Genomic DNA, 15,567 nt, shown 5'->3' with positions numbered 1-15,567 from the left:
TCCCCCACTTTACAACTCAGCGTAAAAATTCTGCTGTACAGCATAAAGCAATTAACCTACAGTAATTTGCTATGCCTAATCTTACCCTTACAGCTATCGCCAACTGTAAACACAAACTTACTCAGACACCTATTGCTTAATACAAGCCGAACAAACGTTTGCGCTTCATAAATCCTAAGGTTATTTTAAGTAACCAATCAAATAGCTGTAAAACCTAACCAAACTGCACTTCTACTACACCATTCAAGCTTATTACATTTCATCCCACACAAACGTTTGCGCGGTTTTAATTCAGCTTACTGTATAAGTTTGTTTGTAACTTAAATCCAGATAAGGTAAAAATCTATTTACAATACGCTCTTTTTAAGGTTTGGAACAGTGGCCAAGACTGGCAAATTATGGTGATATAATCTTCGCATTAAAATCGACAAGATTAGGTAAAGAGGCTGAGTGCAGCATATAAAAAAGCAACAACAACCAATTCCAAATATTATCAACCCTAAACCTAAAATTATCTTATGAAAAAAAACAGTCTACTTTTAACAGGGCTATTCTGTGCCTGCCTGTTCGCCCTATCTTGTAAAAAGGCCGAAGTATTACAACAAGAGGGAAAAACCTTCTCTATTAACAAAAAACTGGCTACAACCAACATCATTACCCAAAGCCGCAATGTAAATATTGTGTATTTTGTACCTAACGATCTCGATACCCTTGCGGGTTACAGAAAAAGATTAAGCGATCTTTTATTATGGACACAAGATTGGTACAAACAAGAAATGAATCGCAATGGTTATGGCAATAAAACATTTGGCCTTGCCGATGATGGCACAGGAAATGTAAAAATCTTAACCATTAGAGGAACGTTGCCGAAAGCGAGTTATCCATACTCCGGAGGTAGCGGGGCAGTTGCAAGCGAAGTAAACGCTTACTTTGCTGCACACCCGGCAGATAAAACCAGTGATCATACTTTGATCATTATTCCAAGGTATTCTATCGGTTCGAATGGCACACCAAGCGGAGGTCCGTTTTATGGTACCGGCAGATGGTGTTATGCCCTGGATTATGAAGAAATGGACATTGCAAATCTTGGCTTAAGCACTACCGTTGGCAATCGCTTTAGTGTTTGGTTTGGTGGTATGGTACATGAGCTTGGTCATGGATTAAATCTACCGCACAATAGGCAAAAAGTTTCTGAAAACTCAACTTTGGGTATGGCCTTAATGTGGGCCGGTAATGGAACTTTAGGAAAAAGCCCTACGTTTTTAACCGCTGCAGACGCAGCTATTTTAAATGCCAATCAGGTTTTCAATAATAACGCCAGTACCTACTACGGTTCGGTAACCAGCAGCATTAATAAAATATACACCAGCTATTCCAGCACTTTAGCTTCTATAGTGGTATCCGGAAAATTTACTTCAACCGGTAATGTAACCAGCATTTTATATTATAATGATCCCAATGTAAATAACGAGGGTACTGGTGTAAATAAAGATTATAATGCCATTACCTGGGAATCGAAGAAAATAGGTACAGATAGTTTTAGAGTTGTAATGCCAATTGCCGATCTGCAGGAAAAAGCTGATGGTATTCCATACGAACTGAAAGTTAAATTGGTACACGACAATGGAACTGTAACCGAACAGATTTATGCCTATACTTTTTCAGGAGGTTTACCTGTACTCAACTTCTCAACCAAAAATGAGTTAAACAAAACAGGCTGGAGTATTGCTTCATTTAGTTCTGAAGAAACCAGTGGAGAAGGTGCTATAAACGGTAGGGCCAGCAAATTGATTGACAACAGTGCAAGCACATACTGGCATTCGCGTTGGAGCAGCTCGGCCACAAGCTACCCGCATACTATAGTGATCAATTTGGGCGCTTCAAAAACGGCAAGTGGTTTAAGTTTAACACAAAGAAGCGGTTTAAGCAGGGCTGTGAAAAACTTTGAACTGCTCACCAGCACAGATGGCGTAAACTTTACTTCGGTTAATAACTATGTGGCCCAAAATGTAAGTGGTGCACAGTACTTTGATTTTGGTAGCGCTAAAACATTCCAATATTTTAAAGTTATTTTAAATTCAGCTCAGGATGGCCTACAGTTTGCCAGCTTAGCAGAATTAGGATTGTACTAGATCTTCAAAAACCAAACAACAAAAAAAGGTCCCGATGTAAATCGGGACCTTTTTAAATATGATTATCGCTTAAGCGAAAATTTCTATTTTACTGCATCAATTACAGCTTTGAAAGCTTCTGGGTGATTCATTGCTAAATCAGCCAATACTTTACGGTTTAAACCGATTTCTTTAGAAGCTAGTTTACCAATTAATTGAGAGTAAGAAATACCGTGCTGACGAGCACCTGCATTAATACGTTGGATCCATAATCCGCGGAATTCTCTTTTCTTAACTTTACGGTCACGGTATGCATATTGCAAACCTTTTTCTACTGTGTTTTTAGCAACAGTATAAACCTTACTTCTTGCTCCCCAATAGCCTTTGGCTAGATTAAGGATTTTTTTTCTTCTTCTTCTCGAAGCTACTGCGTTTACCGAACGTGGCATGTTGTTGTTGTTTTTTGGCAAGCGGCGTTCCGTTTAACCGGAAACTTAAAGCCTGATACCTGGTGAATTAATAAATTACTTTCCGATACAAAGCATACGTTTAACGTTACCCATATCAGCATCAGATACGATACTTGCTTGACCTAAGGCACGTTTACGTTTAGTACTCATCTTTGTTAAGATGTGACTTTTGTATGCGTTGTTTCTTTTGATTTTACCTGTTCCAGTAAGCGAAAAACGCTTTTTAGCACTGGAATTGGTTTTCATTTTTGGCATAACCTGTTTTTTAATTTATAAACCTATTTTTATTTTTTTGCTACTTTAGGCGCAACTGTTAGGAACATACGTTTACCTTCTAACTTAGGTAACAACTCTACTTTTCCTACATCTTCTAAAGCCTGGGCGAATTTTAATAATAAAATTTCTCCCTGCTCTTTGTAAACAATTGCTCTACCTTTAAAATGCACGTAAGCTCTAACTTTCTCACCGTTCTCTAAAAAGCTTACTGCATGCTTCAATTTAAACTGGAAATCGTGATCGTTGGTGTTAGGACCAAAACGGATCTCCTTAATTACAGTTTGTTTCGCATTAGCTTTAATTTCTTTCTGCTTTTTCTTTTGCTCGTAAACAAATTTACTGTAATCAATAATTCTACAAACTGGTGGTACGGCATTTGGAGATATTTCTACCAAATCCAATTCCAGTTCATCAGCAAGTGCCAAAGCTTTTGCCAAAGGATAAATCCCTGGTTCAACATTATCGCCAGCTAAACGCACTTCGGGCGATTTAATATACTGATTAATGTTATGCTCTGCTTCTTTTTTCTTAAAAGGCGGACGTGGTCCCCTGTTAAATCCTGGTCTTCCTAATGCCAAATTTGTACTATTTAATTTAAACTGTTATTTCTTTTCTTAATAAATTGTTGAACTCTTCCAACGTCATTTCGCCTAAATCTCCCTCACCATGTTTACGGACAGAAACTTTTCCTTCTGCCATTTCTTTATCACCGATAATGAGCATGTATGGGATCTTTTTAACTTCCGAATCGCGTATTTTGCGACCGATTTTCTCATCACGAAAGTCAATCAGCCCGCGAATATCGGAATTATTTAGTTCATCTAAAACTTTTTTTGCATATTCTTCATATTTTTCTGAAATCGGAAGAACAATAAATTGCTCCGGACTTAACCATAATGGGAAGTTTCCGGCACAATGTTCGATCAAAACAGCAATAAATCTTTCTAATGAACCAAATGGTGCACGGTGGATCATTACTGGTCTGTGTTTCTGGTTATCGCTACCGGTGTATTCCAATTCGAAACGCTCCGGCAGATTATAATCAACCTGAATAGTACCTAACTGCCATTTTCTACCTAAAGCATCTTTCACCATAAAATCGAGCTTAGGACCATAGAAAGCGGCTTCGCCATATTCTACAACAGTATTTAAGCCTTTTTCTGCAGCTGCTTCGATAATGGCATTTTCAGATAGCCTCCAATTTTCGTCAGAACCAATATATTTCGATTTATTCTCCGGGTCTCTTAATGAAACCTGAGCAGTATAATTATCAAAACCTAATGATTTAAATACATAAAGCACTAAATCGATTACTTTTTTAAATTCTTCTTTCACCTGTTCTGGCATACAGAATAAGTGTGCATCATCTTGAGTAAAGCCACGTACGCGGGTTAAACCGTGTAATTCGCCACTTTGTTCGTAACGATAAACCGTGCCAAACTCGGCAAAACGAACCGGAAGATCTTTGTAAGAACGTGGTTTTGTTTTGTAAATCTCACAGTGGTGAGGGCAGTTCATCGGTTTTAAGAAAAACTCCTCTCCTTCTTGTGGCGTTTTAATCGGTTGGAACGAATCTTTACCGTATTTCTCCCAGTGACCTGAGGTTACATATAAATTTTTGTGTCCGATATGTGGTGTTACTACTTGCTCGTAACCTGCTTTAGCCTGTGCTTTAGTTAAAAAGTTCACCAAGCGCTCGCGCAAAGCAGTTCCTTTAGGCAGCCATAAAGGCAAGCCCATTCCTACTTTTTCTGAGAAAGCAAATAACTCCAGCTCTTTCCCTAATTTACGGTGATCGCGTTTTTTAGCTTCTTCTATCATTAAAAGATATTCGGTAAGCTCGCTCGCCTTAGGAAAAGTTACACCATAAATACGGGTTAACTGTTTTTTGGTTTCATCACCTCGCCAGTAAGCGCCAGCCACATTCATCAGTTTTACTGCTTTCACAAAACCAGTATTCGGAATATGTGGACCACGACATAAATCGGTAAATGAACCCTGGGTATAGAAGGTAATTTTACCATCTTCCAGGCCGTCAATTAAATCCAGCTTATACTCATCGCCTTTTTCAGTAAAATATTTTACCGCATCAGCTTTGCTCACACTTTCTCGTACAAAAGTTTCCTTCTGTTTAGCCAGCTCAATCATTTTGGTTTCGATAGCTTTGAAATCGTCTGAAGAAAATTCACGGTCGCCAAAGTCTACATCGTAATAAAAACCAGTTTCAATTGCCGGGCCGATACCAAATTTGGTACCAGGATAAAGTGCTTCTAAAGCCTCAGCCATTAAGTGAGCTGATGAATGCCAAAAAGTCGATTTTCCGGCAGTATCATTCCAGGTCAATAATTTCACTGATGAATCAGACTCGATTGGTCTTGTTGAATCCCAAACTTCGCCATTAACCTCAGCGGCTAATACGTTACGGGCTAAACCCTCAGAAATTGACAATGCAATTTGGTGGGCAGAAGTGCCCTTTTCATACTGACGGACAGAACCGTCAGGTAAAGTAATGTTAATCATCTACAACTATGATTTAAATTTTAAATAAAAAAGTTTTAAAGATCACTTACAATGTGATTCTATTTTCTGCAAAGATACGGTTTTTATACCGTATTGAATAGATAAACTTGAAATTCTACTTTGGTTGCAAGCCCACTTCATTCAGGTATACTTTCTGTATTTCCAGTAAACTGTCAGGGTAAGTATTCAGTTTTTCATACTTTAACATAAGGTGATCATGCAGTTTTTTCTTTTCGTCAGTGGTTTTTACCTGCAGCATTTCTTGTGCTGTTTTTCCATAATCGTTTATGGCAGTTAGGTATGCGATAACACCTTCGTTAAATTTTACAGCTTCTTTACCCGGTTTAAGATCAGCAATATTGACAAGATCCACTTTTGAATTGTTGATCAGATTTTCTGCCTTTGTGGATAGTAAAATAGAATCAGGAAAACCTTTTGCATATACCTTCGAAGTATCTTTAAAAACACTGTCCGTTTCATCGATCTGTTTCATCTCCCGCAAAAAAATTGAAGTTACTTTTTCATTATAGGCATAATCATTATTTGATGAGCTGCAGCTAAACAGCAGAACTAAGGAAAGGAAAAGCAAAGCAGGTTTTAAAGATTTCATATTCTGTTATCGTTTAAAAATTTTTGTTTAAGGTATTTACGTAAAGGAATATCTACAAATCTCATTACGATATAAGAGAAAACGATTAAAAGCAGTGCCGAAACCGGGATAATCACCCAAAGTGAGGATGCTGGTGGCTGAACTTCGGCTACATAGGTTAAAAATATCCATACAAATGGATAATGCACCATATAAAGTGGGTATGATATTTCGCCTGAGAGATTACAAATCTTTTTAAACGATGAGTTTAATGCTGTACCAGCTCCCAATGCCACTAAAAGTGGAAAGTAAAACAGCACAAGCATCGGCTCAGTAATCCAATTGTATTGATCATTAAAAGGAACTAAAAAGGCTGCAAGCAAAAGCATGATCATGCCTAAAAAGCCAAGTTTATTCTTGATCACCCAATTTAAACGGTAAACCAGCATACCGGCTGTAAAAGAATACAGCACGCGCGCCCCACCGTCCCAGAAATTCTGTCCTCCCCAGCCACCGCCTACGTTGGTAGCGCGAACAGCTACATAGCAAAGGCATACCGCACCTATAACAACTAGGGCAATCAGTGATTTTTTACCCAGGCGGTAAAGTATAAAAATGTAAAAGATATTGGCAATATATTCCCAAAATAACGACCAGGCCGGTGCATTTAAGCAGAATAAGTTGGTATACCGCTCGGGCATTGCCGGATAAGGGATTAAAAAAGCTGAGGATAAAAACAAAAGAAAGGTTTTCCCTAATCCATAAACCTCATAAAGATCGCTGTATGGGTCGATCAGAAAAGTGATCAGTCCTAAAACAGAACCAATAACCACCAGCGGGTGCAAGCGGATAAGCCTTAATTTAAAGAACTGCGTAATCCCGATATGTGGTGCACGACTATCGTAAGCATAGGCAATTACAAAGCCGGATAAACAGAAAAAGAAATCGACTGCAAGGAAACCATGCGAAAGAAAATTCTTATTGTAATCGGTAACAGCGATTTCCATAAAGTGATAAATTACCACCACAATGGCCGCTACGCCCCTTAATCCATCTAAAATTTCAAAATGCTGTTTGCTTGCTAATAAATTTGTTTTGTTCTCGGCTGTAATCACTTTGGCTAGGTTAGATTTAACCCCAATAATAGTTATTCTCAATTTAGATGCAAAAACTAAAGCCAACCTTTTCAAAAATGATACAAAAAAGCCCTGAATGCCTATACTTTCAGGGCTGATAGAATTATTATGGTGGTAATTTATGTAAAGACATCCGAAGTTTGGGCATTGGCCTGTGTCCAAACTTCGGATGTCTGGCAACGAACTGAATTAATTCATACCAAATGATCTGATCTGACCACCGCCTCCAGGTCTGTTCTGCCTAAAACGTTTCATCATGTTCTCCATTTTAGTTTTATACTCTTCAGGAGTGATCAGTTTTGCCTTTTTAGGCGCAGTTACATCTTTTGCGCTCACATTTCTATACTCGATGCTTTTGGCAATTGAGCTATTACCTCTGCCTTCGATCGCTAAAACTGCACCTTCTGTCCACATATTGGGGTTCGGAGAAAAATCGAAGCCTAAATCTTTTGTATACCAGATTTTGGTTTCTTCTACTACGTTTTTATCCATATCCAAGATTTTGATAGCCCTTGTAGATCTTATAATCGCCTGGTGACAGGTAAAACCGATAATCTGTTTAGTAGAATCTGTTTTAACCACTTCGATTGTTGGTGCCGGAGCTGGTTTTGCTGTAGTCGTATCATTAGGATTTCTACCGCCTACTCTCATAGAACCTATCGGTCCAGAAGTAGATAAAGTTAATTTACTCGGCATGTAATAAGTGGTATCGTTCAGATCGAAAACCTCAGTAAGTCCTTTATCTGCAAAGGTATAGTAGTATTCTCTGTTACCACCGCCACCACCAAAACGCATCATCATACGACCCATGCCGCCACCGCCACCACCTGCTCCGTTACTGTCTTCAGTTTCTTCAACTGGCATATAACTTGCATTTGTAGCTGTAAATAACAACTCGAAGTTGCTTTTGCTAGATGAGGGCATTCTGGCTTTCATCTGATCGGTTAGCTGGATACCACTTGCCGAAGCCATAGCTGCCGGGTCGATAATATTTTCAAATTGTATGGCTCCTGAAGTTTTTTTCTGCTGCGCATCTGCAATTGATGCAATTGATAAAACTCCCAGTAAAGCGAAGATTATTTTTTTCATTACGATTTTGTTTTGTCTGTTAGATAAGAAAGCCTTAAAAAGGTTTAACAAAGATATTGTAGATTGTAATGTAAAACGTGTTAAATTGTGTTAAAATCAATAGTGGATTGGCTTAATGAGTCTTTAAAGGCAGATGTAATTTATTCTTTACAATTGATTTTTTTTTTGAAAAGCAATTGCAGTGGTTCTTAGGTTACGGTAGTCCTGCCCTCTGCTTAATCCCGATAGAATGGACCGTTTAATTTTAAATTGATCATTAAATCGGGATAACGCTGGCGGTCAGGTTTATTTAACAAAAAACTGTGGTTCTTTTAAAAGAAAACCTCGCAGATTTAATTCGGGACATTTATGCATTTAGCTGTCCTGTCACTCTCCTCGGTCTGTGTCCTCACAGACCGAAATTTTCGACTATGACAATGATGATCTGTGAGGACACAGACCATGGAATAAGATTCAAACCTATCAGGTTTCGAAAACCTGATAGGTTTAGTATCTCATGCTTCCCCCCTTAGGGGCTGGGGGTTAATATTCTGTACTTTCTAGCCAGCCATTACAAAGCACGTCGGCAATGTGCATAGTTTTAATAGGCAGATTATTTTTCTCAATATACCCTTGAAGGTGTAAAAGACACGATAAATCGGTCGAAATGATGTAATCTGCCTGTTGTGCGAGCGCATGATTAACTTTCTGCTCTGCCATTGCAGATGAAATAGCATCGAATTTAACCGCGAAAGTTCCGCCAAAGCCACAGCACATATCGGTATCTTCCATTTCGATCATTTCCAAACCGTGTACTTTCGAAAGCAACTGGCGAGGTTCATCTTTGATTTTACATTCGCGTAAGGCGCTACACGAATCGTGGTAAACAGCTTTTCCTTCTAACTCGGCTCCGAAATAATCTCTTTTGGCTACGTTTACCAGAAAATCAGAAAGCTCCCATATATTCGATTGCAAACTCCGGCATTTGTTGTGCACAATAGTATTGGTAAACAGATCGTTAAACCCACCTTTCACCATGCCTACGCATGATGCCGACGGTGCCACCACGTAGGTATTTTCGGTAAAATCGTTCAAAAATTTTGTACCTACTTCCTTTGCCTCATCCCAATAACCTGCATTATACGCAGGTTGCCCACAACAGGTTTGTTTTGAATTGTAGGTTACCTCACATCCCGATTTTTCTAATAACCTTAAAGTATTAAAAGCGGTTTCTGGATAGAGCTGATCTACAAAACAAGGCACAAATAATTCTACTTTCATAATATTCTTAACGACTGCAAACTTACAATTTTAGCGATTCTTTATGTTCGTTTTTTCTTAGAAGCACTAAAAGAACTAATCCAACAATAAAAAATGATGCCAAAGCGATAATAGAGTAGCGAATATTTCCGGTTAAATCTTCAATGTAAGCAAAACTGAAAAGACCGATTACAATAGCCAGTTTTTCTGTTACATCATAAAAACTGAAAAATGAGGTGCTATCTTTTGTATCAACCGGTAAATATTTAGAATAGGTAGAGCGTGATAGAGATTGAATTCCGCCCATAATTAAGCCTACAATGGCCGCCAACGAATAAAACTGGTATTCGCTAGTGATGTAATAACCAAAAACACAACAGCCTATCCATACTACAACTACCATAATCAATACGTTTATATTCCCTATTTTTTTAGCTAAATACGACATGAGCATGGCACCAGGAATAGCCACAAGCTGGATGATCAATATCACCGCAATAAGTTTTGCCGTCCCTAGTTTTAACGTTTTTTCAGCGAAACCAGCAGCAGCAAGCATAATGGTTTGTACGCCCATAGAGTAGAAAAAGAAAGAAACTAAAAATCCTTTTAAAACCCTCATTTGTTTAACCTGCGCCCAAACTTTCGATAATTCGCTAAAGCCATCTTTAAGGATATTCGTTTTTACTTTATCGTGCTGAGGTGTTCCGTTCGGAAGTGCTGAAAAAGGAATCTGTGAGAAACCTATCCACCATACGCCAACTAATAAAAAAGATAACCTTGGCGGAAATGAAGCATCAGTAATACCAAACCATTCCGGTTTTAGCACAAACAGGAAACAAATCAGTTGAAGTAAAACTGAGCCAATGTACCCATACGAAAAACCCTGTGCACTCACGCGGTCCTGATGTTCTTCTGTCGCGATTTCTGGCAGGTACGAATTACTGAACAATACTCCACCGATATAACCCATTGCTGCTAATGCAAACAAAATGATACTCATTTCGAGCGTATCTAATTTAAAGAAATATAAACCGATACAGGCCGCTCCACCCACATAGGTAAAGAATTTCATAAACGACTTCTTATTTCCCCTTCTATCCGCAATGGATGAAAGCATTGGCAAAGCAAAGGCCATAATCAGATAAGCAAATGATAGGGCATAATTGGAAAGCGAGGTATTTACAAAGGTCCGGCCAAAGAACTCCACTTTATCACCATGCTCTTTAGTAGTGGTAATAATAGTATAATAAGCTGGAAAAATTGTAGAAGTGATGACCAGGTTATAGGCAGAGTTTGCCCAATCGAAGAATGCCCACGAACGGATGGTTTTCTTATTGTTTTTTGCTATCATTTAGTTTTTTCGCTTCGCGGATGATTACACAGATTTTTGGATTGTACTGATTGACTACAAAACTAATATTTTATTGGTAACTTGATTGGCATTTTCTCAAATCTCAAATCTCAAATCTCAAATCTCACATTTAAATATAATACTTCTTCCCATCAGTTTTAATCTTACCTGCATCTAATAATTCTCTTATGGCATCAATCCTTTCGGCTTCTGCGCCATTTTTAATATTTGTAACCAGATCATCAAGACTTAAAGGTTGTTGTTGCAGTAAAGAAACGATCTCAAATTCAATTTCCTCTTCCATCTGACTCTGATTTTCGGCTCTTTTTTCAGCCAGACAAACATCGCATACACCACATTTTGTAGCATGATGTTCGTCGAAATAATGAAGTAGCTGAATACTCCTGCACAAATTTGATGAAGCATAAGCCACCACCGCGTTGATCTGTTTGTGTAAGATTTCCTTTCTCAGCTCCAGGTATTTCACATCCAGATCAAAATGATCCATATCAACCCTCGGTCTAATGTATTGCAATTGCGGCTGATCGGTTTGCTGGGTGTAAGTAAGTAACTCGATGGTCTGCAATTTATTAAGCAGTGCGATAATTTCTTTATACGACAATCCTGTTTTCTTAGCTAAATCGGCTTCATTAATCTTAACAAAACCGTCGAAAGCGCCACCATGCGAACGCAGGATGGTCTTTATAATACCATCGTAAGCTTTGTTTTCAATCTGGAAACGGTAAATATCTTCATGACTGGCGATAAACATCATCCTCGAAGGTAGAAAAACACTTTCTGATAAGGTGAGGTAGCCATCGTGTTCTAAAAACTTCAAAGCAGAAATTGTTTTTAAAACACTAATATTAAAACGTTTGCAGAAATCAGCTATATCAAAAGTAAAAGTTAAACCTTCGCCTGCACCAAATGCCAATTGAAAATAATTGCCGAGGTAGTGATAGGTCTTTCTGATCTCGTCTGGAGTAGGAAAACTATCGAGATACCTGGATTCTAAGCCCAGAATGTCAGATTGATTAGCTAGAAGAACCGCATAACTTCGTTTTTCATCACGTCCTGCCCTACCTGCTTCCTGATAATATGCTTCTAAACTTTCGGGCAAATCTAAATGCACCACAAAACGAACATCTGCCTTATCAATCCCCATCCCGAAAGCATTTGTAGCCACCATAATCCGGGTTTTGTTATTTTTCCACTCTTCTTGTTTTAAGAAACGTACATCCCGTTCTAATCCGGCATGGTAAAAATCGGATTTAATCTGATTCCTATTGATAAAATTAGCAACCTCGGCGGTTTCCCTGCGGTTACGTACATAAACTAAACCTGTGCCTTTTACCTTCTGGCAAATATCGATCAGCTTTTTGTATTTATCTTCATTGCCGAAAACCACATAGCTTAAATTATCTCTCGCAAAACTTTTAACAAAAACCTGTGGGTCTTTCATTTCAAGCTTCTCTACAATATCTTTCCGCACAAACTCAGTAGCAGATGCAGTAAGTGCCAAAACCGGAACATCTGGAAGGATTTCGCGGAGTTTGGCGATTTGTTGGTATGGCGGACGAAAATCGTAACCCCATTGCGAAATGCAATGCGCTTCATCTACAGCAATTAAATTTACGTTCATGTACGAAATTCGAACACGCACTAAATCAGACAATAAACGCTCCGGGGATAGATAAAGGAATTTGATTTTTCCATAAATACAGTTATCCAGCGAGATATCGATTTCACGTTTGCCCATCCCTGCATAAATGGCAATGGCTTCAATCCCTTTCGATTTCAGGTTCTCTACCTGATCCTTCATCAGGGCAATTAACGGTGAAACAACAATACAAATCCCTTCCTTAACCAAAGCGGGAACCTGAAAACAGATCGATTTACCTCCCCCTGTAGGTAGTAAGGCTAAACTGTCTTTTCCTTCCAAAACCGAGGAAATAATATCTTCCTGTAAAGGCCTAAAAGCTTGATGTCCCCAATATTTTTGTAAAATCTCTATTGCTGTCATAAATCGGCGGTATCAAAACTATAAAAAAGCTGTTGATATTGCTAAATTGCGCCACAATTAATCAAAAATTTGATGAAACATCTCTATTTTCTATCCGCTCTTTCCCTATTATTTTTCAGTTCCAACGCCCAAGAGAAGAAATGGGATATCGAAAAATACCAGGGCACAACAAAAAACTTCACTTTAAATACTGATGAAGGCACCTGGATGAACCTTGATGTAAGTGCTGATGGACAGGAAATTGCTTTTGATCTACTTGGCGATATCTACGTGATGCCAATTAGCGGTGGAGTTGCAAAACTAATTAGTGGCGGTACTGCCTGGGATGTTCAACCCCGTTTTAGTCCTAACGGAAAATACATTTCTTACACCAGCGATAAAAGCGGTGGAGATAACATATGGATTATGAACCGTGATGGTTCCGGCAAAAAACAGGTTACCAAAGAGAGTTTCAGGTTATTGAATAATGCCACCTGGATGCCAAATAGCGAATACCTGGTGGCCAGAAAACACTTTACTGCTGGCCGCTCCTTAGGCGCTGGCGAAATGTGGATGTATAGTATAAACGGCGGAGATGGTGTGCAGTTAACCAAACGTAAAAACGACCAGCAGGATGCAGGCGAACCTAACGTTTCGCCAGATGGCAAATATGTTTACTTTAGTGAAGATGTAAGCCCAGGGCCTAATTTCGAATATAGTAAAGATCCTAACGGAACCATTTATGCCATTCGTCAACTGGATTTAACAACAGGAAAACTAAGCACATTAATTAATGAGCAAGGTGGTGCCTGCCGCCCGCAGGTTTCTCCAGATGGAAATTTAATAGCTTTTGTAAAACGTGTAAGGTTAAAATCTACTTTATATGTCCAGAACCTGAAGACTGGTGAAGAATGGCCTGTAAACGAAGATTTATCACACGATCAACAGGAAACCTGGGCTATTTTTGGTGTTTATCCAAATTTTGCCTGGACTCCAGACAGTAAAAGCATCGTTTTCTATGCAAAAGGAAAAATCAGAAAAACAGAAATTGGTACATTGATCAACAGCACTATTCCTTTTCAGGCGAATACGATTCAAACCGTTCAGAAGGCATTACATTTTGAGCAACAGGTTTTCAGCAATGAGTTTTCGGCCAAAATGTTAAGACAATTAACTACTTCGCCTGATGGAAAAATAATTGTTTTTAATGCTGCAGGATACTTATACAAACAAGAATTGCCAGCAGGAACACCAGAAAGGTTAACCAATGGATTAGATTTCGAATTTGAACCCGCCTTTAGTCCTGATGGGAAATATATTGTTTATACCACCTGGAGTGATGAATTACGCGGAGCAATAAAGCGTACGGATGTAAAATCAGGAAAAACCATTATGCTAACTGATGAAAAAGGTTTTTATTATTCTCCCCAATACTCAACAAAAGGTGATAAAATCGTTTTCAGAAAAGGAAGTGGTAACGATGTTTTAGGTTATAACTATGGCCGCGGGACAGGTATTTTTATGATGCCAGCAAATGGTGGTGCAAAAACGTTGATTTTAGATAATGGAATCCGCCCGCAATTTAACAATACCGATACCCGCATTTATTTCCAGAGTTATGCTGATGGCAAAAAAGCGTTAAAAAGTATCGATTTAAACGGAGCGAACGAAAGAACACACTTTACTTCTCAATATGCAAATCAGTTTGTTATCAGTCCGGATAATAAATGGGTGGCATTTAACGAATTATTTAACGTGTACATCACACCAATGATTAATATTGGTACCGCACAGGATGCATCGGCAGGTAATAAAGCCATTCCGGTTACAAAAGTGACTACAGATGGCGGAACATATATTCAATGGAGCGCCGATAGTAAAAGCCTGCATTGGACGTTAGGACCGAAATATTTTACCGTTGATGTAAATAATGCTTTCAACTTTGATGGAACTACACCTAAAACTGAAGCCTCTTCTATCGACATCAATTTGGTATTAAAGTCTGACATACCCAATGGAATAGTGGCACTAAAAGGCGCAAGGATTATCTCGATGAAAGGCGACGAAGTAATTGAAAACGGAACCATCATTACCGACGGAAATAAAATTACTGCAATAGGAAAAGCAGATGCGGTGACTATTCCAGCTAACGCTAAAGTAATTGATGTAAATGGCAAAACCATTATGCCAGGCATTGTTGACGTTCATGCACACTTGCGTACCAGTCCCGATGGAATAACACCACAGAGCGATTGGAGTTATATGGCTAATTTGGCATTTGGTGTAACTACGTCACACGATCCATCGAGCAATACCGAAATGGTTTTTAGCCAAAGCGAAATGCTTAAGGCAGGTAGAATGATTGGTCCAAGGGTTTATTCAACAGGATCTATTTTATATGGAGCTGACGGAGATTTTAAAGTGGTGATTAATAGCTTAGATGATGCTTTGGCTAATCTGCGCAGGTTAAAGGCAGTTGGCGCATTTTCAGTTAAATCCTACAATCAACCACGCAGAGAGCAACGTCAGCAAATTTTAGAAGCAGCCCGACAGTTGAATATGGAAGTTGTACCTGAAGGTGGCTCTACTTTTTTCACCAACATGAATATGGTTGCCGATGGGCATACCGGAATAGAACATAGTATTCCTGTTATACCGGTTTATAAAGATGTTACCACACTTTGGAACAATACTGACGTGGCCTATACACCCACTTTAATTGTAGCATACGGCGGCCAATGGGGCGAAAATTACTGGTACGACAGAACCAATGTTTGGGAGAAC

Annotated in this window: 12 protein-coding genes; 2 read left to right on the top strand and 10 right to left on the bottom strand. The window is 38.8% G+C overall.

From position 1 onward, the window contains the following. Nucleotides 1-518 precede the first annotated feature (518 nt). A complete protein-coding gene (locus tag ASU31_RS20675; RefSeq protein WP_057934171.1) occupies nt 519-2,132 on the top strand; it encodes a discoidin domain-containing protein in 1,614 nt (537 codons plus the stop codon). Between the two features lie 83 nt (nt 2,133-2,215). On the opposite strand, the gene rplT is transcribed toward ASU31_RS20675, so the two are convergent. From rplT to ASU31_RS20625, 10 genes are all read right to left on the bottom strand, one after another. Continuing rightward, the gene (gene rplT / locus ASU31_RS20670; protein WP_025144714.1) at nt 2,216-2,560 is read right to left on the bottom strand and encodes a 50S ribosomal protein L20; all 345 of its coding nucleotides are present in this window, start codon (nt 2,558-2,560) and stop codon (nt 2,216-2,218) included. A 75-nt stretch (nt 2,561-2,635) separates the two neighbouring features. After that, nucleotides 2,636-2,836 (bottom strand): 50S ribosomal protein L35, encoded by a 201-nt coding sequence (gene rpmI / locus ASU31_RS20665; protein WP_029279105.1) that lies wholly within the window; start codon nt 2,834-2,836, stop codon nt 2,636-2,638. Between the two features lie 29 nt (nt 2,837-2,865). Beyond that, nucleotides 2,866-3,435, bottom strand: a complete 570-nt coding sequence (gene infC / locus ASU31_RS20660; RefSeq protein WP_051691975.1) for a translation initiation factor IF-3 — start codon at nt 3,433-3,435, stop codon at nt 2,866-2,868. 16 nt (nt 3,436-3,451) lie between these two features. Then, nucleotides 3,452-5,377 (bottom strand): threonine--tRNA ligase, encoded by a 1,926-nt coding sequence (thrS, locus tag ASU31_RS20655; protein WP_057934170.1) that lies wholly within the window; start codon nt 5,375-5,377, stop codon nt 3,452-3,454. Between the two features lie 115 nt (nt 5,378-5,492). Next, on the bottom strand, nt 5,493-5,987 hold the full coding sequence (locus ASU31_RS20650; RefSeq protein ID WP_057934169.1) for a hypothetical protein: 495 nt from the start codon (nt 5,985-5,987) through the stop codon (nt 5,493-5,495). Beyond that, nucleotides 5,984-7,123 carry an acyltransferase family protein gene (locus ASU31_RS20645; RefSeq protein WP_342438655.1) on the bottom strand — a complete coding sequence of 380 codons (1,140 nt, stop codon included), beginning with the start codon at nt 7,121-7,123 and terminating at the stop codon, nt 5,984-5,986. The genes ASU31_RS20650 and ASU31_RS20645 overlap by 4 nt, the downstream gene beginning before the upstream one ends. A gap of 168 nt (nt 7,124-7,291) precedes the next feature. After that, nucleotides 7,292-8,191, bottom strand: coding sequence for a hypothetical protein (locus ASU31_RS20640; RefSeq protein ID WP_157258159.1), 900 nt, complete (start codon nt 8,189-8,191; stop codon nt 7,292-7,294). A gap of 522 nt (nt 8,192-8,713) precedes the next feature. Continuing rightward, on the bottom strand, nt 8,714-9,451 hold the full coding sequence (locus ASU31_RS20635; protein ID WP_057934167.1) for a (Fe-S)-binding protein: 738 nt from the start codon (nt 9,449-9,451) through the stop codon (nt 8,714-8,716). A gap of 22 nt (nt 9,452-9,473) precedes the next feature. Then, the gene (locus ASU31_RS20630) at nt 9,474-10,781 is read right to left on the bottom strand and encodes an MFS transporter (protein ID WP_057934166.1); all 1,308 of its coding nucleotides are present in this window, start codon (nt 10,779-10,781) and stop codon (nt 9,474-9,476) included. Between the two features lie 130 nt (nt 10,782-10,911). Next, entirely contained in the window at nt 10,912-12,804 is a 1,893-nt protein-coding gene (locus tag ASU31_RS20625; protein ID WP_057934165.1) for a RecQ family ATP-dependent DNA helicase, read from the bottom strand. Between the two features lie 72 nt (nt 12,805-12,876). On the opposite strand from ASU31_RS20625, the gene ASU31_RS20620 reads away from it, so the two are divergent. Then, the coding region (locus ASU31_RS20620; protein ID WP_245224577.1) for an amidohydrolase at nt 12,877-15,567 on the top strand (2,691 nt) is incomplete at its 3' end.

Origin of the sequence: Pedobacter ginsenosidimutans (assembly GCF_001442625.1) — a bacterium.
GTDB classification, from domain to species: Bacteria; Bacteroidota; Bacteroidia; order Sphingobacteriales; family Sphingobacteriaceae; genus Pedobacter; species Pedobacter ginsenosidimutans.
The sequence above is the reverse complement of the archived record's forward strand: the minus strand, read 5'-3'. Positions and strand labels throughout refer to the sequence as shown.

Coding starts and splice junctions, on each gene's coding strand:
- rplT (WP_025144714.1), bottom strand. CDS start 2,560: ATGCCACGTTCGGTAAACGCAGTAGCTTCGAGAAGAAGAAGAAAAAAA.
- ASU31_RS20675 (WP_057934171.1), top strand. CDS start 519: ATGAAAAAAAACAGTCTACTTTTAACAGGGCTATTCTGTGCCTGCCTG.
- ASU31_RS20625 (WP_057934165.1), bottom strand. CDS start 12,804: ATGACAGCAATAGAGATTTTACAAAAATATTGGGGACATCAAGCTTTT.
- ASU31_RS20635 (WP_057934167.1), bottom strand. CDS start 9,451: ATGAAAGTAGAATTATTTGTGCCTTGTTTTGTAGATCAGCTCTATCCA.
- rpmI (WP_029279105.1), bottom strand. CDS start 2,836: ATGCCAAAAATGAAAACCAATTCCAGTGCTAAAAAGCGTTTTTCGCTT.
- ASU31_RS20630 (WP_057934166.1), bottom strand. CDS start 10,781: ATGATAGCAAAAAACAATAAGAAAACCATCCGTTCGTGGGCATTCTTC.
- thrS (WP_057934170.1), bottom strand. CDS start 5,377: ATGATTAACATTACTTTACCTGACGGTTCTGTCCGTCAGTATGAAAAG.
- ASU31_RS20650 (WP_057934169.1), bottom strand. CDS start 5,987: ATGAAATCTTTAAAACCTGCTTTGCTTTTCCTTTCCTTAGTTCTGCTG.
- ASU31_RS20640 (WP_157258159.1), bottom strand. CDS start 8,191: ATGAAAAAAATAATCTTCGCTTTACTGGGAGTTTTATCAATTGCATCA.